A 19,732-nucleotide genomic window follows, 5' to 3' on the forward strand; every position below is an offset into this window, starting at 1 on the left:
GGAAAACCAGTTTAGCAATTTAGCAAAATGGTTTTCCTATAATAATTAAACTTCCTCTGAAGGGATAAAAATGATGATGAAACCTCGCTATCTTGCTGTTGCTATTGGACTTATTCTTTCTTCTGCGGCTCAGGGGGCCGATCTTTCTTCCAGTGCTATTGAAGCCCGCTTTGCGGCGATGGAAAAACGACTACAACTCGCCGAAAGCCGAGCCGCTAAGGCCGAAGCCCGTGCTACGCAGGCAGAACAGCAGGTTAAACAACTCGAGACACGCACCGCCAGCAACGAACAGCAAACCCGTCAGGTGGCGAAGACGGCTGAAATCACCCAGCAGCAAACTACCGATGTGGCTAAACGCACCGAAACGTTAGTCGGCAATGCCAAAAGCAACAGCAGTGATAACAGCGGGTTTAAATTCAGTGGTTATGCCCGTTCCGGCGTGATCATGAACGATTCTGGCACCTCAACGGAAAGTGGCCCGTACGTCACCCCAGCCGGACAAACAGGCGGTGCAGTCGGGCGTATGGGTAACGAAAATAACACCTACGTCGAACTGAATCTGGAGCACAACCAGACGATGGCCAGCGGTGCGACCTCCCGCTACAAAGTCATGCTGGCTGATGGTCAGCGCAGCTACAACGACTGGACCGGCGCGACCAGCGACTTAAATATCCGTCAGGCGTTTGTCGAGCTGGGTTCACTGCCGACGTTCACCGGGGTCTGGAAAGATTCCACCCTTTGGGCGGGTAAACGCTTTGACCGGGATAATTTCGACATTCACTGGCTGGATTCCGACATCATCTTCCTGGCGGGTACCGGCGGCGGGATCTACGACGTCAAATGGGGCGATAACCTGAAAAGTAACTTCTCGCTTTACGGAAGAAACTTTGACGATCTGAAAGACGACAATAACGACGACACCCGCATCGAAAACTACATTGTCACGGCCAACAACTATGCCGGGCCATTCCAGTGGATGCTGAGCGGCCTGCGTGCCAAAAATAATCAGGATCGTGAAAATACCGGCAACCGGGGGATCAGCACCGCGGCGGACACCGGCTTCCACACGATGCTGGCGTATCACGGTGACAGTTTCTACGGCCTGCGCGAAGGGACATCGAAAACAGCCTTGCTTTACGGGCACGGACTGGGAGCAGAAGTGAAAGCGCTGGGCTCTGACGGACGCCTGACTGACGATGCGAGTACGCTGCGTCTGGCAACATATGGCATCACACCGATCAGCAAAAACTGGAGTATCGCCCCGGCGGTTCTGGCGCAGCAGAGCAAAGACCGTTATGTCTCTGGCGATGATTACAAATGGCTGACCTTTAACACGCGCCTGATCCAGCAAATTACCGAGAACTTCGAACTGGCATATGAAGGCAGCTATCAGTATATGGATCTCAATCCACAGGGTTACAGCGATTACAACAAAGTGAAAGGCGGTTTCTACAAACTGACCTTCGCACCGACCTTCAAGGTCGGCGATATCAGCGACATGCTGAGTCGTCCGGAAATCCGCTTCTTCGCCACGTATATGGACTGGAGCAAAGAACTCGACAGTTATTCTTCCGCAGATTCATTTGGTACTGACGGATTCACGGCGGGCGGACAGTGGAACTTTGGCATCCAGATGGAAACCTGGTTCTAAACGGCAGGGTCTGATTTAAAAAAAACGCCCGGCCAGACCGGGCGTAAATGATAATGAAAAACTAAGGGATTCTATGAATATCAATGCAATCGCGACTAAATTGCTTCCGCTGTTGGGTGGCAAGGAGAATATTGCCAGCGCGGCACACTGTGCCACCCGTCTGCGCCTGGTGCTGGCGGACGACAACCTGATCAACAAAAGTGCTATCGAACAGGTCGAAGGCGTTAAAGGCTGTTTCAGCAATGCCGGACAGATTCAGATCATTTTTGGTACAGGGCTGGTGAACAAGGTCTACGCCGAATTTATTAAAGTAGCCGGTATCAGCGAATCCAGTAAATCTGAAGCCGCGGATATTGCGGCGCAAAAGCTGAATCCGTTCCAGCGCATCGCCCGCGTGCTGTCGAATATTTTCGTGCCGATCATTCCGGCGATTGTCGCATCCGGCCTGCTGATGGGGCTGCTCGGCATGGTGAAAACCTACGGCTGGGCCAACCCGGAGAGCGCGATTTTTATCATGCTCGATATGTTCAGCTCAGCGGCGTTTATCATTCTGCCAATTCTGATTGGTTTTACCGCCGCGCGGGAGTTTGGCGGCAACCCGTTCCTCGGCGCTACGCTGGGCGGCATTCTGACCCATCCGGCGCTGACTAACGCCTGGGGCGTCGCCAGCGGTTTCCATACCATGAATTTCTTTGGTATTGAGATTGCGATGATCGGCTATCAGGGCACAGTTTTCCCGGTACTGCTGGCGGTGTGGTTCATGAGTTTCATCGAAAAACGCCTGCGCAAAATCATTCCGGATGCGCTGGATCTGATCCTGACGCCTTTCCTGACAGTGATCATTTCCGGCTTTATCGCTTTCCTGATTATCGGCCCGGCGGGTCGTGCGCTGGGTGACGGCATCTCCTTTATTCTCAGTACATTGATCACTCATGCAGGCTGGTTCGCGGGGCTGATATTTGGCGGGCTGTATTCTGTCATCGTCATCACCGGTATTCACCACAGCTTCCATGCTATCGAAGCCGGTTTGCTGGGTAATCCAAATATCGGCGTGAATTTCCTGCTGCCGATCTGGTCGATGGCTAACGTTGCGCAGGGCGGTGCCTGTCTGGCGGTTTACTTCAAAACGCGTGATGCGAAAATTAAAGCCATCGCTGTGCCTTCGGCGTTTTCCGCCATGCTGGGTATTACTGAGGCAGCAATCTTCGGGATCAACCTGCGCTTTATGAAGCCTTTTCTGGCGGCGCTGGCGGGCGGTGCGCTCGGCGGTGCCTGGGTGGTGGCGATGCACGTCAATATGACGGCAGTCGGTCTGACCGGCATTCCGGGGCTGGCTATCGTGCAGGCCAGCTCTATTCTCAGCTACCTGATCGGTCTGGTGATTGCCTTCGGCAGCGCATTCCTGCTGTCATTGCTGCTGAAATACAACACGGAGAGTGAGAAATGACGGAAACCAGTTTGCTGAAAAAAGCACTGCGCAGCGTGGTAGCCGGTCAGGTTAAAGCGGCGGCAGACCCTTATCGCCCTGGCTGGCATCTCGCGCCGCCGGTCGGGCTGCTCAATGACCCGAACGGATTTATTCAGCATAACGGTCGTTTCCATTTGTTCTATCAATGGAACCCGCTGGCCTGCGCGCACGGTGCTAAATTCTGGGGGCACTGGAGTTCGGCAGATTTACTGCACTGGCAGCATGAACCACTGGCGCTGGCACCTTCAGAAGCCTACGAATCCCACGGCTGTTATTCAGGCTCAGCCGTGACAGATAACGGCAAGCTGACGCTGATTTATACCGGTAACGTGAAGTATCCCGATGGCAGCCGTGCCGCATTTCAGTGTCTGGCGCGCGAAAATGCAGACGGCGAATTTGATAAAACCGGGCCGGTATTTAATCTGCCAGAAGGCTATACCGGACATGTGCGTGATCCGAAAGTCTGGCGGCATGAAAACCACTGGTACATGGTGCTGGGCGCTCAGGATCTCAGCCTCAAAGGTAAAGTGTTATTGCTGCGATCTGACGATTTATCAGCCTGGGATCTTCTGGGCGAAATTGCCGGTTCAGGTTTACACGGGCTGGGCGAATTCGGCTACATGTGGGAATGTCCGGATTTATTCCGGCTGGCAGATAACGACATTCTGATTTGCTGTCCGCAAGGTTTAGCGGCGGAATCTGACCGTTATCTGAATACGTTCCAGTCGGGTTATTTTGTCGGGCAACTGGATTACGACAATGCGACCCTTGAGCACGGCGAATTCACTGAGCTGGATTTGGGGTTCGAATTTTATGCGCCGCAGACCACGCAAACGGATGACGGGCGACGCCTGCTGATTGGATGGATGGGAATACCGGATGGCGATGAATTTTTCCAGCCGACAATACAAAATGGCTGGCTGCATACGATGACCTGCCCGCGCGAAGTGACGCTGGTGGCGGGTAAAATCATGCAAAAACCGGCGCGCGAGCTGCAACAACTCCGTCGTGATGAGCAGGCATGGCAGGGGATTGCCGACGATTGCCCTCCTCTGAACATCACAAAAGCCGAAACAGAAATCGTCACAGAACACGCTTTCAGCGCAGATTTAGGTGGCGACATGACGCTCAGCTTCGACGGAGAATGGCTGCATTTAACGCGAAAAAACCGGCGCACTGGCTTGCCCGAACAGCGTATCTGGCGCGGCGCGCTGCACAAACTAACGGTGTTAAGCGATGCGTCGAGCCTTGAGATTTTCATTAATGGCGGAGAAGCAGTGATGTCCTCACGCTATTTCCCTGTTTTACCGGCACAATTGAACTTGCAGGGGTCTCATCAGATTACGCTGCACCACTGGTCGTTGGCGGAATGCGTGATAGAATAAATGTCTTTCCGGACAACAGAATATGGCGCAGTGAAAAAGACCAAACGCATCACTATCAGTGGCATAGCCGAACTGGCTGGCGTCTCAAAATCGACTGCCAGCCAGGTACTCAACGGACACAGCAAGAAGTTTCGAATCTCCGATCCCACCCGGGATCGGGTGCTGGCCGTGGCGGCTGAACATCATTATCAGCCGAGCATTCACGCCCGTTCGCTCAATGTCACGCGCAGTTTCACGCTTGGGTTGGTCGTCCCGGAAATGACCAACTATGGTTTTGCTGCCTGCTCCAACGAACTTGAGACGCTGTGTCGCGAGAACGGCATGCAGCTGCTGATTGCCTGCACGGATGAAAATACCAGCCAGGAAACCATGGTGGTCAATAATCTCATTCAGCGTCAGGTCGACGGACTGATTGTCGCGTCCAGCATGCTCAGCGATGCAGAATACGTCAAAATCAGCCAGCAGTTACCTGTCGTATTATTCGACCGTCATATGCAAGACACGCAGTTGCCGATTGTGGTTTGTGAAGCCATCGAATCCTCAGCAGAACTGGTCTCACGTATAGCGCAAACCCAGCGTGATGAATTTTATTTTCTTGGCGGACAGCCGCGAATTTCCCCTACCCGTGACCGCCTCGCGGGTTATCAGCTTGGCCTGCAGCGGGCGGGTGTCAGCCTGGATCCAGACTGGATTGTGTACGGCAATTACCACCCAAGCTCTGGCTATGAAATGTTTGCACAATTATGCGCCCGACTCGGACGTCCGCCCAAAGCGCTTTTCGTGGCTTCCTGCGGCCTGATGGAAGGCGTTCTGCGCTACATGAGCCAGCATCAGCTGCTCGAGAGCGATATTCATCTGTGCAGTTTTGACGACCACTATCTGTACGATTCCCTGTCCGTGAAAATTGACACGGTCGCGCAGGATTGCGGGGAACTGGCTATGCACTGCTTCAACATGATCAGTGACCTGATGAATGAACAACCCATCGCACAAACCCAATGCTTCCTGACCCCTAAATTGCACTGGCGTTCCCGGCACTTCTCGCAGATCAAATAAATAGTAAATACTCTCGCAACAAGATGATGTGATAATTCATTTCGCATCATCTGATTTATTCCGCCTGCATTGTTCTTTGTGGTCATCCATGCGGGGTGAGCGCGTTGAGCATGTTGCGTCTGAACGGTAAATACCTGACTAATTTTCACACTTATAATTAACATCAGTACATATAAATTAATACTCCTGGCTAATTAAATTGCCCCCGCTGTGACGGGTTTCAAAATACATAAAGGTGCCTTCCTGTATATTTATACGGTGAATGTATTTAATTACCAGTGCAGGTAATCATAATGAATAACAAATATAAATTGCATGAATTTCTTGATGTAAAAAGACTTCAGACTCTCCAGGATAATTTTAGTAAATCGATGATGATTGCCTTAGTGGTAGTCGATCAGGATGGCGTTCCGGTGACGCAGGCCAGCGGGTTTTCAGATTTCTGCGCCCGGTCACGTCTTAATGAATCGCTGGCGAACCACTGCTACGAAAGTGATAACGCCGGTGGACGTGCCGCTATGGAGGCCGGGAAACCAGTGGTGTACCGCTGTTACTGCGGCTTTGTTGAGTTCGCTGTGCCGATCATGATTAACGATCATTATCTTGGTGCGTTTATTTCCGGCCAGGTAAAAGTCGAGGAAGAGAAAGAGCGCACCATTCCGTATATTCTCGATAACAACGAAATATGGAAAGAAAATGAATGGCTGATCGACTTACATCATGATGCTAAACGCATGCCTTACGATCGTTTCGAATCGACCGCCTCCACATTATTACATGTCTCGTCATATCTGGTAGAACAGGCACATACCAACAATATTCAGCGGGAACTGCACCGCAAAGATCTCGAACTCACCGATGAGTTGCGTAAAAGAGTCGAAATAGAACGTTCATTGCACGAAGCGGAATTCAAAGCTCTGTCTTATCAGATTAACCCGCACTTTCTATTTAACGTATTAAATACCATTGGTCGTCTGGCATATCTGGAAGATGCACAGCGCACAGAAACCATGGTGCATGATTTTTCCGACATGATGCGCTATTTGCTGCGCAAAAATAATCATGGCCTGATTACGCTAAGCCATGAAATTAATTATGTCACCTGCTATATGTCAATTCAGAAAGTCCGTATGAATGACCGTTTCGATTATGAGTGTGATATTCCGGAAAAATATCTTGATGTCGTCTGCCCGTTTCTGATTTTGCAACCCCTGGTCGAGAACTTTTTCAATTACGTTGTCGAGCCGAGAGACACTCCCAGTATGCTGCGCATCAGCGCGACTGACGACGGGCACGATGTCATTCTTGAGGTAACCGACAACGGTGACGGTATGTCACGTGCTGATATTGCCAACATTTTATCCGGTGACGAAAACCGTCAGAAAGGCGGTATCGGCATTAATAATATAAAAAACCGGCTTCAGCTGTTATTTGGCGAAAGCTATGGTCTGGTGATTTCCAGCGCGCATCAGCCAAGAATGGGAACCACCATCACTCTTAAATTCCCCATGCTGCAAGCCTGAAACAGGGAGAAAAGACTATGTACAATATTGTGATTGTAGAAGATGAACTGATTGAATCTGAATCTTTGCGACGCATTGTGTCTCAGTACGTCGATAATTCCGTGGTGCATGAAGCCAATACCGGCAAAAAAGCCATCCAGCTGATCGACCAGCTCGATCAAATCGATATGATGTTGGTCGATATCAATATTCCGCTGCCTAACGGCAATCAGGTGATTGAATATCTGCGCACCAAAAGTGCCAGCACCAAAGTCATTGTCACTACCGCTAATGACGACTTTGATATTGTACGCAGCATGCTGAACCTGAAAGTGGATGATTATCTGCTGAAACCGGTGAAGAAAAGCACACTGACTGACGCCATCAGCAAAACCCTCGAAGTCAGTGACGTGGACATTGCGGCGTCACGGGCACTCAAACAATCTGTCGGCGATATGATCGAACAATGCGATTATCATCGGTGGCATCAGTTTCTGTTGAATGCGCTCGATGACGCCTGCGCGGGTACGCCTTCCGGCATCAGTCAACGCAAATTACTAACGGATATACTCGAATTACTGCATCAGCATCTTTCTTCACTGGGAGATAAAGGAGTGCCCGCAGGGAAGAAAGTGACGGCAATGATCCAGGAAATCAGCCAGTCAGGCATTACGCCGGGAGCCTATTTCCGCATCATGACCGGCCTGCTAAGCATTGGTGAAGACGTATTCGATCATGCACTAAAGCACTTTTCAGGCACCAAGAGTTTTATCGATCGCGCCAGATTCCACATTGAGAAAAACATTCTTAATAATCTGACGCTCGACGATATTGCCGCACGCTCCTTCGTCAGTTCCTGCTATCTGAGCCGGGCCTTCAAGAAAATGACAGGCTACGGTTTTTCAAATTACATCGCTGCCCGCAAGTTAAGCGTAGCCAAATCACTTTTGCAGTTCAGCGATCTCAGAATCAACACCATCGCGCTGGAACTGTCATATCAGGACGCCAACTACTTCTGCCGGATATTTAAAAAAGAGACCGGCATGTCACCGTCAGATTTCCGTAAAATCGTCGCACCAGAACCCGTCAATTCACAAGCGGGCTAATTTTGTGGGCGGGCTCGCCGTAAGGGCAAAAAAGTCCACCCTGCCCGCAAGATAATTTACGTTGCTTTCAGCCGCCGCCCCCTACCATGGGGGAACCTTTGAACAACGTGGCGCGACTTTGGAAGACTCTCTTTTTACCTCTGAATCGGTTGCCGCCGGGCACCCTGATAAAATGGCCGACCAGATAGCTGATGCCATTCTGGACGCCTTTCTTTTACAGGATCCACAGGCCAGAGTGGCATGTGAATGCCTGGTCAAAACCGGCGTAGCCATTGTGGCCGGGGAAATCAGCTCAACCGCCCATGTTGATATCGAATCAGTTATCCGTCACACCATTAAAGAAATTGGCTACAACCATTCCAGCCTGGGTTTCGATGGCGCAACCTGCGCCGTACTGAATATGCTGGGTAAGCAGTCTGCCGATATCGCACAAGGCATCGGCGGCACAACCCCTGACTCACTGGGCGCGGGCGATCAGGGCATCACTTTCGGATATGCCTGCAATGAAACGCCGGAATATATGCCGGCGACGCTGGTGTATGCGCACCGGCTGATGGCGCGTCAGGCGGCGTCACGCCAGTCTGGGCGCCTGCCCTTTCTGCGTCCCGATGCTAAAAGTCAGGTGACGTTGCGCTATCGCCAGCATCAGGTGGTATCCGCCGATACGCTGGTGATTTCAACGCAGCATTGCCCGGAGATTTCTCTTACACAACTTCGCGAAGCGGTGCTGGAAGAGATCATCAAACCGGTTATACCTGCCCGCTGGCTAACGCCGCAAACCCGTATTTTGATCAACCCCGCCGGACAATTTATCACCGGCGGTCCGGCAGCCGATTGTGGTCTGACTGGCAGGAAAATCATCGTAGATACCTACGGCGGCGTAGCACGTCATGGCGGCGGTGCATTTTCGGGTAAAGATCCGTCGAAAGTCGATCGCTCGGCCGCTTATGCCGCGCGCTATGTGGCAAAAAATATTGTCGCGGCGGGGCTGGCAGAACGCTGCGAAGTCCAGTTCGCCTGGGCCATCGGCCTGCCCCGCCCGGTCGCCATCCGCATCGACACTTTTGGCAGCAGCCCGCTGACGGAGCAACAGCTGGTTCAGCGGGTGAACCGACATTTTGACCTCAGCGTCAGCGGCATCATCGCGACACTGGATTTGCTTGTCCCGCGTTACCGTCAGACCGCCTGCTACGGCCATTTTGGTCGCGACATTTTCCCCTGGGAAAAAACCGATAAAGCACAGGCACTGCGCGATAACGCCTGAATATAGTGCGCGACGCACTTCACCTTGAATCTGTTAACAGGAGCGACTTATGCCCGGACAAAGTTTGGGATTAATTGAAACCGTCGGTCTGGCCGCGGCAATAGAAGCCGCGGATGCCGCGATAAAATCCGCGCACGTCACGCTTATCGGCTATGAACTGACCCAAGGTGGCGGTATGGTCACCGTCAAACTCGAAGGCGAAATCGGCGCGATTAACGCGGGGGTCGCAGCGGGTGTGATGGCGGCCAGCAAAGTTGGCACCGTTTATGCGCACAAAGTAATTGCCCGCACAGCGCAACACATTGAATGCATGATTTATTCTGCAGATACCCTCGGCATAACCGCTGCCGAGCCTGAAGCTGAACCCGTGCCGTTTGAAAACCCACTCACTATTCCGGTGCGTAATGTGGAAGAACTGAATGTGGAAGAAACGCCGGATCAATCCACTTGTATGGATTTTTCAGAAGAGGCACCGAAGAAGGAACAATCAACGGTCACTGTAAACAACAGCCAAAAGCCTCGTGGCGCTGGCCGTAGAAAATAAACGTAAAAAAATAAACGTAATTTGCAGATAAAAAAACGGCGATGCATCAGCACCGCCTTTTTTATGGGATGTTTTTATGGGCTAAATGAAATCTAAGGTTTTGCAACTTCCGCCACCGGCATATTACCCGGCAGGTTTTTACCTATACACAGGCGATACACCGCAGCACCCAGGCAAGCACCGATAACAGGCGCAACAATCGGGATCAGGAAATAAGGAATGTCACGACCTCCGGTCATGGCGATGTCACCCCAGCCGGCAAAGAAAGTGAATAATTTCGGGCCAAAATCACGCGCCGGATTCATGGCAAAACCAGTCAGCGGACCGGTGGAAGCGCCGAGAACTGCGACAAGAATGCCAATCAGCAACGGACCTAGCGGGCCACGCGGCACGCCGTTGCCGTCGTCGGTCAGCGCCATGATCAGTCCCATCAGAATCGAGGTTATGACTATTTCAATAAACGCGGCCTGCCACACGCTGATGGCCGCCGAAGGATAAGTACTGAAAATGCTGGCCAGTTGAAGGCTTTCCACACTGCCGCGTACCATATGGCTGGCGGTTTCAAAATTGATAAACAGATTATGGTAGAACATGTATGCCAGCAGCGCGCCACCGAAAGCCCCGGCTACCTGGGCGATAATATATGGCACCACTTTACGGGCGGGAAAACACGCAAACAGCCACAGAGCGATGGTGATCGCGGGATTCAGGTGTGCGCCGGAAATGCCTGCGGTGAGATAGACAGCCAGCGAAATCTCCAGCCCCCACACAATGCAGATTTCCCACAAACCAAAACTGGCTCCTGCAACTTTTACTGCCGCAAGACAGCTGATGCCAAAAAACAAAAATAAGCCGGTACCAAGAAATTCCGCAATACATTGCGTCTTCACTGAATCATTCATACAACGACCCTTCCCGATAATTGTTTTATAAGGCTGGATTTCCTTAACAGAAACTCAGCCGCCGATATGGCAATGAAAACCAGACGACTCAACTTCTCTTTTTAATAATTCCATTTTTGATTCGGCAATACTGTCTGCTTCGCCCATCGGATAAATACGCCCCAGCAGGCCATACTTATTTTCACCAAAAGAGTGATAAGGCAATAAATGCAAGGTATCGACGTTAGACATCAGCCGCGCAAATTCCGCAATATTATGTATTTCTTCGGAATTATCATTCACGCCAGGGATCACCGGAATACGCACAATGGTTTTGGTCAGGAATGAAATACGCAGTAAATTCTCCAGGATCTGACTATTTTCAATCCCGGTATTCGCCAGATGAACGGCCGGATTGATCGCTTTAATGTCGGTAAGTGCCAGATCAACGTAAGGGAATACATCGGCAATCACCTCCGGCGTGGTAAAACCGGTCGTTTCGATGGCCGTGTGCCAGCCCTTTTCCTTACAGGCTTTCAGCAGTTCCCGGGCAAAATCAGGCTGCGCCAGCGGTTCACCGCCGGAAAGCGTGATGCCGCCGCCAGAACGACGGTAGAGATTTTCTTCCTTTTGTAGTTCCCGCATAACGTCAGCGACCGTCATGCGTTTACCTTTCATTTCCAGAGCCTGTGTCGGACAAACCTGCGTACATTTGCCGCACTGAATACAACGTTCGCGATCAATAAAGAAAGCATTACTGACCGATAATGCCTGCTGCTTGCATGCCTCAATGCATTTACCACAGCGAATACAATCGCTCTTCTTAAAAATTAATTCCGGCTGAGGACGTTGTGATTCCGGATTACTGCACCATTTGCATGACAGCGGACAACCTTTAAAAAAAGGAATAGTGCGGATCCCCGGCCCGTCATGCAAAGAATAGCGCTGAATATTAAACAGCACCCCTTCCATCTCATAATCGACTTTATTCATAACTTGACCCGCCATCAGCGCCACAGGTTATTTAAAAAACGGGCTATGTATTGCTACATAGTCCGTGAAGGTAGCTGATCAGAATTGCTGTTCTGTACGGCTGATAATGTCGTCCTGCACCTCTTTCGCCAGCACCACAAACTGCGCACTGTATCCGGCGACCCGCACAACAAGATCCTGATGTTGTTGTGGATTGTTCTGCGCTTCTATCAGAGTGTTACGGTCAATGACGTTGAACTGGACATGCATACCTTTCTTATCAAAGTAGTTACGCACCAGTCCGCTGAAATGACGTAGCCCCTGTTCACCGGCCAGAGCAGACGGCAGGAATTTCTGGTTGTACAACGTGCCATTGGAGGCAATGAAATGATCGAGTTTAGCCACTGAGTTAGCCGCTGCCGTTGGCCCCTGTGTATCCTTGCCCTGACGCGGTGATACGCCGTCGGCCAAAGGTTCTTTCGCCATGCGTCCGTCAGGCAGTGCAGCCACATCTTTGCCGAACAAAACGTTAGCGGAAACCGGATAGATCCCAGCCTGGAACTGGCCACCACGCGGGTTGGTGTATTTTTCGACTTCCTGGCAGTAAATCAGCGCACAGTTGCGCGCCACCAAATCCACTTCGTCGATGTCGTTACCAAAGCACGGTGAGTTTTCCAGAATGTGGCGAATCTCTTCAAAGCGCGGGTTATTGCCAGCCGGAGCCGCAGAAGTAGTGCTGGCAAGCTGACGGTAAACTTCATTTTTAATCGCCGCCGGATCGAGAGAACCATGCTGATTGATGATACGTTTCACCATCTCATGAATTTCCTGCTCGCCGAGGGATGACTTACCGCCTGCTTCATGAGGAGCGCTGCCGATGGCATGACCGAAATTAGCGTCCAGCGCGCTTTTCAGCTCAGTCATTGACAGTTTGCGGTCTTCAAAAACTTGCTTCTGGATGGCGTAAACAGAATCCCCGGTGTCAGCGATACCAAAGGCCTGCGGGCCGGTAAAGTTGTAGATTGCTCCGCCATCCTGTAATGATTTACCACGACCAATGCAATCATCCACCAGCGCGGAAAGGAACGGTAACGGGCAGCGCTCGCCGTGAGCGATATCGACACTGTTACAGGCCTCGACCAGCTGATGAACGAAGTGTGCCATCTGTTTTTTGAAGGCAGTGAAGAAGTCATCAATGCTGGCATATCCGGTCATTTCGCCGGTCACTGGTCCTAATTGTTTACTGCCCACACGGCCATTGTTCAGTGTGATTTCCAGCACCTTCGCCACGTTGAAGAATGCCGCATCATGCCAGCCTTCGGTACGGTGAGGTGCCTGCGGTTCGACGCAACCGATAATGCAATAGTCACGGGCATCGTGCAGAGAAACGCCACGGTTTTGCAGCGCCGGAATGATCACTTCATCGTTATACATTGCCGGAACGCCCAGCCCCATGCGCACCAGTTCACATGCGCGGTAGAGGAATTCGTCCGGCGTACCCTGCCAGACGCGAATGGAGAAAGACGGCTGTGGCAGGCGCACATGTGCAGTGGCTTCCATGCACATGTAAGTCAGGGGGTTTGTGGCATCGCGGCCATCTTCAGTCTGACCACCGACGCACAAGTTCTGGAACACGGCGTAACCGGCAAATGCCTGTGCGGAAATTTCATCGCGGGTTTTGTTGATGTCGTTAAGCTTTATCCAGCAGCAATCCACTAACTCCTGCGCGAATTCTTTCGAGATGGAAGTATCAGCGGCGAGATACGGGTACATGTACTGATCGAAACGCCCCGGGGAAATGGAGTGACCGCTGGATTCTATCTGCAACATGCTTTGCAGGAACCAGAAGGTCTGACAGGCTTCCCAGAAATTGCTGGCACCGTTTTCCGGCACCCGCGTACAGTTTTGGGCAATTTGTTCCAGTTCGCGCTTACGCGTTGGATTACTTTCCAGCTGCGCAAGACGTGTCGCTTCCAGCGCATAGCGATGCGCAAAATTGATTGCCGCCTGATAGCTGATAATCACGGCATTGTAGAATTGTTCTTTTTTAATATATCCCGGTTCCGAACGGTCCAGAGCTTCCAGCTGACGGGTCACGAGGTTAATAATACCTCGGAAGCCGATTTTCAGTATTTTGCCGTAATCCACACTGACATGGCCGACACCACCATAGAAATAGTTGCCGACGGTAAATACGCCGCTGGCCATACTTTCTTTGGTGCCTTCTGACATATAAGATGCCGCCAGTGAACTGGTGGTTTTTCCCGGCCAGTATTTAAATGCCTCATGCAAATCATCAGCCGTTTTTTTCGGGATAATAAACGGGTCGGCGACCCGGTGTTCCATGGTATTAAACTCTTTTTCTACCCAGTCGTAAGAGAATTCAGGACAGATTTCAGTGGAGCGAGGATTAATCGTCACCGCGCCAACAATCAGTTCGTCAGGACGAATAGTTACCGGCAGCTCATTAAATATTTTTTCGACTACGCGTGCCCGGCGCATAATAGCGGGCAGTTGTTCATTTTCTTTATACGCCTGCGTCGCTAATACTGCACGTTCCGATTCAACATAAGGTTTCGCATGCAGGATCATATTTTTGAGTCTGACAACACGTTCGGTCGGATTAGAAAAACCTTTCTCTAACATAGTGTAACTCCCGAAATGAGTGATTTAACCTTGCGGCAGTAATAGTTTTTATTAGCGGATAATCAGAAAGCGCTATTATTGTTATCGTCTTCTATTATTCGCATGGCTTCATTTACCGCGGCGACTTCGCCAAAAATAGCAAGCGTCGTAATATGTTGTGGACAACTACCAAATATTTCCGAGACCACAACGTTGGCGCTTTTACTGGCAGCATCTGCGTAAAAATACAGGTCCGGCACCGGCAACATAATCATGCCAATCGCATCGATACGGATAAGATCAAGCCTTGAACGAAATTCCCCGGGCATTCTGCGTTTTATCATCGCCACGATGTCCGGGGTCGGGGCATTAATAATGCGTTTTTTCATCGACGCCCCTTATCTGACGTTAAGGGCCTCGACCATCACGCAGCGACGGGTTCTGGCAAATGAACGCGCTGACGTCAGCCCTTCTCCGGTAGGTCCGGCAATGGTAAAGGTGGCATGCCCTTCGCCGCCGACACCCAACCCGGCATAAGAAGGCCCGTTTTTGACGAAAATCGTGGTCTGGATCTGCCGGGCCATTTTGGTCAGCTTTTCGACGTTGGTTGAATGCATGATGGCGGTATGGCGGTTGCCATGTTCGACCTGCACCGCCAATTCAATGGCTTCATCCACATTATCGACCCGCACCACCGGCAGCACCGGCATCATCAGTTCATGCAACACAAACGGATGATTTTTCTCGGTTTCAATCAGAATCACTTTAGTGTCTTCCGGCGCACTGACGCCCAGTTGTTGCAGAATATAGCGAGCATCTTTGCCAACAAAAGCGGTGTCAGGACCGGAGCCTTTTTCGTTCAGCACCAGAGATTCCAGCTGGCGGATAAGTTGTTTGTCACACAGTAAATAGCCACCGCTTTTTTTCATGCAATGGATCAGATAATCCGCTACCTGATTGACCACAATCACTTCTTTTTCAGCCACGCACGGCAAATTATTATCGAAGCTACATCCGCGAATGATGTCGCGGGCCGCCTTTTCAATATCGGCGGTTTCATCCACTACTGCGGGCGGATTGCCTGCACCGGCGCCAATCGCTTTTTTACCGGATGACATTACCGTTTTCACAATCGCCGGACCGCCGGTCGCCACCAGCATATTGATGCGAGGGTCGTTGATCAGCGAGCGGGTGTTGTCTATGGAAGGCTGTGTTACCGTCACCACCAGATTGGCCGGCGCGCCCAGGGCGGCGAGTTTCTGGTTAATCAGTTCAACACAGTATAAAGAAACGTTGCGGGAGCGCGGATGCGGGCTGAATACCACGGAATTGCCTGCCGCCAGCATACCGATACTGTTGTTGATGATGGTTTCTGTCGGATTGGTGGTCGGCGTGATCGAACCGATAACCCCGTAAGCAGAAAACTCCGTCAGGGTCAGGCCGCTGTCACCACTCAGCGCGCCGGTAACGAGATCTTCCAGCCCGGGGGTTTTCTGTGCCGCCACGCGGTTTTTGGTCAGCTTGTCGGCGTAATTGCCCATGCCGGTTTCTTCTACCGCCATGCGGGAAATACCCTGCAAAACGGCGTCCTGCAGGAATACATCGCGGATGCCCTGAACAAACGTCGCCCGATCCTGCATTGAACAGTGGCGATACTGAACCTGCGCCAGCACTGCCGCGGCAATCGCTTCATCCATGGAAGCAAACGCACCGTTACCTGCCTCACATGCCGGTGACTGCACCGCCGTTGCAGGAGCTTTAGAAGGTGCCTGCGCCAGCGCTCTGGCAACAATGGCGTCGAGCGTGTCACCGCCCGTTGCCTGAGCGATTTCAGACACTACCTCAGGCGCAGTATCTGACGTTGTTTTGGTAAACCTGCTCAGCACGTTGGAGACCGCCTGAGCAATTTCAATATCATTCATGCTGTTAATTCCTTACTTCACGTCGCTTCGCCAGGTTAACCCTTAAATATAGGGCTTGGTGGTAGAGCTGATAGGCGTCGGATCCAGCGTGGCAAGCAGTTGCAGCCCGACTTCACGTGCTGCAATTACGGCCTGTCGCACTGCACCAGAATCACCGGCAAAGGTGAAAATGACTTCGTTGCTAAAACTGGTACCTTTCGACGGACTGGCGTAACCCACCGGCTCGATCACTGCCGATTTGGCCGCCACATCGGCAATGACCACGCCGATGGCCGCAGGTGACGCACAAGTCATACCGAAGGCTTTACCGACCGGCGCACCGAAAGCTTTATTCAGCGCAAAACTGGCACGTGCTGTGTACTGGAATTCAAGATGACCGGCCGGAGAGCCGTAAACATCGCCCATCGTGCGTTCAATCTCTGACAGCGCCACTTCAATAGCACGGCGGACATCGGACACATCAGTAGCACCAAAAATAATTAAACATCCGTGCCCGCCGCCGCCTTCAGTATCACGCGCCAGTTCCACCGATAATATTTCGCTGTTGGTGGCTTTCACTGCTTCATCTGCCGCAAATATATGCGGACCCGCACCGGTTCGCGCCCCAAGAATACCAATAGAGCGATATTTCTTGTCGATATTCATGACGTCATGCAACTGATGATCGACATTGGCAATAACCAGACCAATAGTATGTCCGAGCGCGGTACCGACAAATTCCGTTAACCCGCAACCAGCAATACTGGCGGCTTTTTTATCCCTGGCATTGTCGCTGGTCTGTTTATTCACTACTTCAGATATAATCTGCTCAACAAGATTATCTCTCATGGTCAGTATCCTCTGGGGTTATTAACCGACAACTGTTAACCGACCTTTATTAGCCGACGGCTTTTGGAAGAATTTTTTCAACTTCAATATGCGGGCGAGGAATAACATGTACAGATACCAGCTCGCCAACTTTGAGCGCCGCAGCAGAACCGGCATCCGTCGCCGCTTTCACTGCACCAACGTCGCCGCGCACCATGACAGTAACCAGCCCTGAGCCGATTTTTTCATAACCAACCAGAGTGACATTGGCGGATTTAACCATGGTATCTGCGGCTTCAATTGCAGAAACCAGACCTTTTGTTTCAACCATACCTAACGCTTCTTGTTGCATAACGACCTCTGATATTGAGTTGGGAAATTAATTAATGCAGGGTTATTAACGTCGGCCAAAAATCCGCGCACTTATACCCTGCAGGTAAACTATTCACGCACAATGATAATAAGGACTGCACGACAAAATGTTTTGCCCGCCAGCCGGACTTTCTTGTTATTTCATCCGGCAACGGGACAATAAAATCTCTTTGTTTTCTTTTTAATTAATTCACCGTCTGCTCGGCGCAAATCGCTACCGCATCCAGCGCTATCATTTTTTCTTCATTAGTCGGGATCACGACTACGCGCGGGGAACCAGGCAATGAGATAACGCCCGTGCGACCGCCGCAGGTGTGCTGATTTTTCTGCACGTCCAGTTTCAGCCCCAGCACACCAAGGCGCGCAAGCGTCAGTTCGCGGACCAGCGCTGAATTTTCGCCAATGCCACCCGTAAAAATCAGCGCATCGAGTCGTTTCAGTGAGGTCAGATGCGCCCCCAGATGGCGCGCCAGCCGGTGAACCATCACATCTATTGCCAGCGTTGCCCGGGCATCACCCTGCCCGCGCGCTTCCAGTAAGGTGCGGCAATCACTGGATAACCCGGATAATCCCAGTAATCCTGACTGGTTATTCACCATTTTGTACAACGCATCGATACTCTGACCGGTACAGGTCGCAATATGCGCCGCAGCACCAAAATCCAGATCGCCACAGCGTGTCCCCATCACCAGCCCTTCCAGCGGCGTCATGCCCATTGAGGTATCCACGCTGCGCCCGTTTTGCACAGCACATACCGAAGAACCGTTACCAAGATGGGCAATCAGAATGCCATGATCGGCCGGGTCGAGATCCAGCATTGTCAGCGCTTCGCCCGCAATATAACGATGCGAGGTGCCATGAAATCCGTAACGGCGGACCTGATAGCGTTGCTGATATTCCAGCGGAATGGCGTAGGTGTAGGCCGCCGCAGGCAGTGTCTGATGAAACGCGGTATCAAACACCGCGACCTGTGGCACCTGAGGCAGCAGTGCGATGGCCGCTTCGATGCCGGTCAGATTCGCCGGGTTATGCAGAGGCGCCAGCGCCGACAGCGCACGAATTTTTTCGATGACCTCCGGCGTGAGGCGAACCGATTGTTTGAATTCATTACCGCCATGGGCGACACGATGTCCGATAGCCTTTACCGCAGGCAACCACTGGCGTTCTGCCAGTTCCCTGAACAACACTTTCAGCGCGCAAACGTGGCTGGCTTCGCTCAGCGCCACCGTGGTCTTCTGTCCGTGACTGTTTTTCAGCGTCATGCTGGCGTTATCCAGCCCCAGTCTTTCAGCCAGACCCGACAACACCGGCGCGCCTGAATCAGACGGGATCAGCGAAAATTTCAGCGAGGATGACCCGCAGTTAATAACTAAAACCAGTGAACCGAAGGACATGTTGACCCCTGTTAATCATTTCCTGTTGTGAGTACGAAGCGGGCGACACTGAAGCGTGTGAGCGTGTTGCGCGCGACAGTCAGATCTTGTTCAACCGTGCCGCCGCTGATGCCAATCCCGCCAAGTAAAATCCCCTTCGACCAGCACGGTAGTCCGCCACCAATGCAGCAAATGCCGTTTTGATGTTGCAGGCTGTAAAGCGCTGCGCCCGGTTGGATCAACGCAGCAAGTTCGTGAGTGGGCATTTTGAGCGCCACGGCGGTGCGGGCTTTTTCCGGCGCAAGCTGGTGGCTGATCAGCAATGCATTCTCCATGCTGAAGAAATAGCGCTGATGGCCGCTGGCATCCGCCAGGCTGAACACCATCGGCACGCCAATACTCAGCGCTTCTTCAGCGGCAAACCGCGCCAGCAAGGCGCCGTCATCCAGGCTAAACGTGCACTGCGAACCCGTTCCCTGGAGGGTAATCGCCGCGCTGATCCAGCCATCGAGTTGTTCAGACATAGCGTTTCCTTAAGACAGATCTTGCGGATCGACGATGCCAACCACGGCTGCATCAATCACAGAATGCTCTTTGCTGTTGCTCATGCGCGCCGAACTGCCGGTGGAGATAATGACGATTTCGCCATTGCCTGCCCCGACGAAATCCACCGCCACCTGGGCGCTGCCGGTGGGCTGATAATGCTCATCCAGCCGCGCAACCATCAGTAATTTGGCCCCGTTTAACGAGACGTGTTTGGTGGTCGAGACCAGCGCGCCGGTCACTTTTGCCAGATACATAATT

The 19,732-nt window shown here is 51.8% G+C and carries 18 protein-coding genes; 8 read left to right on the forward strand and 10 right to left on the reverse strand.

Annotated features, from left to right (window positions below):
- Positions 1-70 precede the first annotated feature (70 nt).
- The 8 genes from ACJY2G_RS04160 (at position 71) to ACJY2G_RS04195 (ending at position 9,976) form a co-directional block, all read left to right on the forward strand.
- Positions 71-1,651: a carbohydrate porin gene (locus ACJY2G_RS04160; protein WP_439291346.1), complete on the forward strand. Its 1,581-nt coding sequence runs from the start codon at positions 71-73 to the stop codon at positions 1,649-1,651.
- A 73-nt stretch (positions 1,652-1,724) separates the two neighbouring features.
- Entirely contained in the window at positions 1,725-3,098 is a 1,374-nt protein-coding gene (locus ACJY2G_RS04165; RefSeq protein ID WP_439291347.1) for a sucrose-specific PTS transporter subunit IIBC, read from the forward strand.
- On the forward strand, positions 3,095-4,504 hold the full coding sequence (locus ACJY2G_RS04170; protein WP_439291348.1) for a sucrose-6-phosphate hydrolase: 1,410 nt from the start codon (positions 3,095-3,097) through the stop codon (positions 4,502-4,504). Before ACJY2G_RS04165 ends, ACJY2G_RS04170 begins: the two co-directional genes overlap by 4 nt.
- A complete protein-coding gene (locus ACJY2G_RS04175; RefSeq protein WP_439291350.1) occupies positions 4,505-5,560 on the forward strand; it encodes a LacI family DNA-binding transcriptional regulator in 1,056 nt (351 codons plus the stop codon).
- Positions 5,561-5,853: 293 nt separating this feature from the next.
- On the forward strand, positions 5,854-7,083 hold the full coding sequence (locus tag ACJY2G_RS04180; protein WP_439291351.1) for a sensor histidine kinase: 1,230 nt from the start codon (positions 5,854-5,856) through the stop codon (positions 7,081-7,083).
- Between the two features lie 17 nt (positions 7,084-7,100).
- On the forward strand, positions 7,101-8,168 hold the full coding sequence (locus tag ACJY2G_RS04185; RefSeq protein ID WP_439291352.1) for an AraC family transcriptional regulator: 1,068 nt from the start codon (positions 7,101-7,103) through the stop codon (positions 8,166-8,168).
- Between the two features lie 118 nt (positions 8,169-8,286).
- A complete protein-coding gene (gene metK / locus ACJY2G_RS04190; RefSeq protein ID WP_430319475.1) occupies positions 8,287-9,432 on the forward strand; it encodes a methionine adenosyltransferase in 1,146 nt (381 codons plus the stop codon).
- A gap of 49 nt (positions 9,433-9,481) precedes the next feature.
- Positions 9,482-9,976: a BMC domain-containing protein gene (locus ACJY2G_RS04195; protein WP_120162937.1), complete on the forward strand. Its 495-nt coding sequence runs from the start codon at positions 9,482-9,484 to the stop codon at positions 9,974-9,976.
- A 92-nt stretch (positions 9,977-10,068) separates the two neighbouring features.
- Here the strand turns inward: ACJY2G_RS04195 and pduF are convergent, their stop codons facing one another.
- The 10 genes from pduF to grpN form a co-directional block, all read right to left on the reverse strand.
- A complete protein-coding gene (gene pduF, locus ACJY2G_RS04200) occupies positions 10,069-10,878 on the reverse strand; it encodes a propanediol diffusion facilitator PduF (RefSeq protein WP_439291353.1) in 810 nt (269 codons plus the stop codon).
- A 54-nt stretch (positions 10,879-10,932) separates the two neighbouring features.
- Positions 10,933-11,850 carry a glycyl-radical enzyme activating protein gene (locus tag ACJY2G_RS04205; protein WP_120162935.1) on the reverse strand — a complete coding sequence of 306 codons (918 nt, stop codon included), beginning with the start codon at positions 11,848-11,850 and terminating at the stop codon, positions 10,933-10,935.
- A gap of 78 nt (positions 11,851-11,928) precedes the next feature.
- Positions 11,929-14,475, reverse strand: a complete 2,547-nt coding sequence (gene grpM / locus ACJY2G_RS04210; protein WP_439291355.1) for a glycyl radical diol dehydratase GrpM — start codon at positions 14,473-14,475, stop codon at positions 11,929-11,931.
- A 62-nt stretch (positions 14,476-14,537) separates the two neighbouring features.
- Positions 14,538-14,843 carry a BMC domain-containing protein gene (locus tag ACJY2G_RS04215; protein ID WP_112289093.1) on the reverse strand — a complete coding sequence of 102 codons (306 nt, stop codon included), beginning with the start codon at positions 14,841-14,843 and terminating at the stop codon, positions 14,538-14,540.
- 9 nt (positions 14,844-14,852) lie between these two features.
- Complete coding sequence (locus ACJY2G_RS04220; RefSeq protein WP_439291357.1) at positions 14,853-16,376, reverse strand: aldehyde dehydrogenase family protein; 1,524 nt, start codon at positions 16,374-16,376, stop codon at positions 14,853-14,855.
- Between the two features lie 42 nt (positions 16,377-16,418).
- On the reverse strand, positions 16,419-17,204 hold the full coding sequence (gene pduB, locus ACJY2G_RS04225; protein WP_112289091.1) for a propanediol utilization microcompartment protein PduB: 786 nt from the start codon (positions 17,202-17,204) through the stop codon (positions 16,419-16,421).
- 49 nt (positions 17,205-17,253) lie between these two features.
- Positions 17,254-17,535, reverse strand: coding sequence for a propanediol utilization system shell hexameric protein GrpH (gene grpH, locus ACJY2G_RS04230; protein WP_095925478.1), 282 nt, complete (start codon positions 17,533-17,535; stop codon positions 17,254-17,256).
- 205 nt (positions 17,536-17,740) lie between these two features.
- Complete coding sequence (gene tdcD / locus ACJY2G_RS04235) at positions 17,741-18,949, reverse strand: propionate kinase (protein ID WP_430319469.1); 1,209 nt, start codon at positions 18,947-18,949, stop codon at positions 17,741-17,743.
- 11 nt (positions 18,950-18,960) lie between these two features.
- Positions 18,961-19,452, reverse strand: coding sequence for a GlcG/HbpS family heme-binding protein (locus ACJY2G_RS04240; RefSeq protein ID WP_439291359.1), 492 nt, complete (start codon positions 19,450-19,452; stop codon positions 18,961-18,963).
- A gap of 9 nt (positions 19,453-19,461) precedes the next feature.
- Positions 19,462-19,728, reverse strand: a complete 267-nt coding sequence (gene grpN, locus ACJY2G_RS04245) for a microcompartment shell vertex protein GrpN (protein ID WP_112289088.1) — start codon at positions 19,726-19,728, stop codon at positions 19,462-19,464.
- Positions 19,729-19,732: the final 4 nt, after the last annotated feature.

The sequence above is a fragment of the Rahnella sp. ATs2 genome (assembly GCF_051851855.1).
In the GTDB taxonomy this organism is placed as follows: Bacteria; Pseudomonadota; Gammaproteobacteria; order Enterobacterales; family Enterobacteriaceae; genus Rahnella; species Rahnella variigena.

Coding starts and splice junctions, on each gene's coding strand:
- ACJY2G_RS04165 (WP_439291347.1), top strand. CDS start 1,725: ATGAATATCAATGCAATCGCGACTAAATTGCTTCCGCTGTTGGGTGGC.
- ACJY2G_RS04205 (WP_120162935.1), bottom strand. CDS start 11,850: ATGAATAAAGTCGATTATGAGATGGAAGGGGTGCTGTTTAATATTCAG.
- ACJY2G_RS04215 (WP_112289093.1), bottom strand. CDS start 14,843: ATGAAAAAACGCATTATTAATGCCCCGACCCCGGACATCGTGGCGATG.
- grpN (WP_112289088.1), bottom strand. CDS start 19,728: ATGTATCTGGCAAAAGTGACCGGCGCGCTGGTCTCGACCACCAAACAC.
- pduB (WP_112289091.1), bottom strand. CDS start 17,204: ATGAGAGATAATCTTGTTGAGCAGATTATATCTGAAGTAGTGAATAAA.
- grpM (WP_439291355.1), bottom strand. CDS start 14,475: ATGTTAGAGAAAGGTTTTTCTAATCCGACCGAACGTGTTGTCAGACTC.
- grpH (WP_095925478.1), bottom strand. CDS start 17,535: ATGCAACAAGAAGCGTTAGGTATGGTTGAAACAAAAGGTCTGGTTTCT.
- ACJY2G_RS04185 (WP_439291352.1), top strand. CDS start 7,101: ATGTACAATATTGTGATTGTAGAAGATGAACTGATTGAATCTGAATCT.
- ACJY2G_RS04170 (WP_439291348.1), top strand. CDS start 3,095: ATGACGGAAACCAGTTTGCTGAAAAAAGCACTGCGCAGCGTGGTAGCC.
- ACJY2G_RS04240 (WP_439291359.1), bottom strand. CDS start 19,452: ATGTCTGAACAACTCGATGGCTGGATCAGCGCGGCGATTACCCTCCAG.
- ACJY2G_RS04220 (WP_439291357.1), bottom strand. CDS start 16,376: ATGAATGATATTGAAATTGCTCAGGCGGTCTCCAACGTGCTGAGCAGG.
- pduF (WP_439291353.1), bottom strand. CDS start 10,878: ATGAATGATTCAGTGAAGACGCAATGTATTGCGGAATTTCTTGGTACC.
- ACJY2G_RS04195 (WP_120162937.1), top strand. CDS start 9,482: ATGCCCGGACAAAGTTTGGGATTAATTGAAACCGTCGGTCTGGCCGCG.
- ACJY2G_RS04160 (WP_439291346.1), top strand. CDS start 71: ATGATGATGAAACCTCGCTATCTTGCTGTTGCTATTGGACTTATTCTT.
- tdcD (WP_430319469.1), bottom strand. CDS start 18,949: ATGTCCTTCGGTTCACTGGTTTTAGTTATTAACTGCGGGTCATCCTCG.
- ACJY2G_RS04180 (WP_439291351.1), top strand. CDS start 5,854: ATGAATAACAAATATAAATTGCATGAATTTCTTGATGTAAAAAGACTT.
- ACJY2G_RS04175 (WP_439291350.1), top strand. CDS start 4,505: ATGTCTTTCCGGACAACAGAATATGGCGCAGTGAAAAAGACCAAACGC.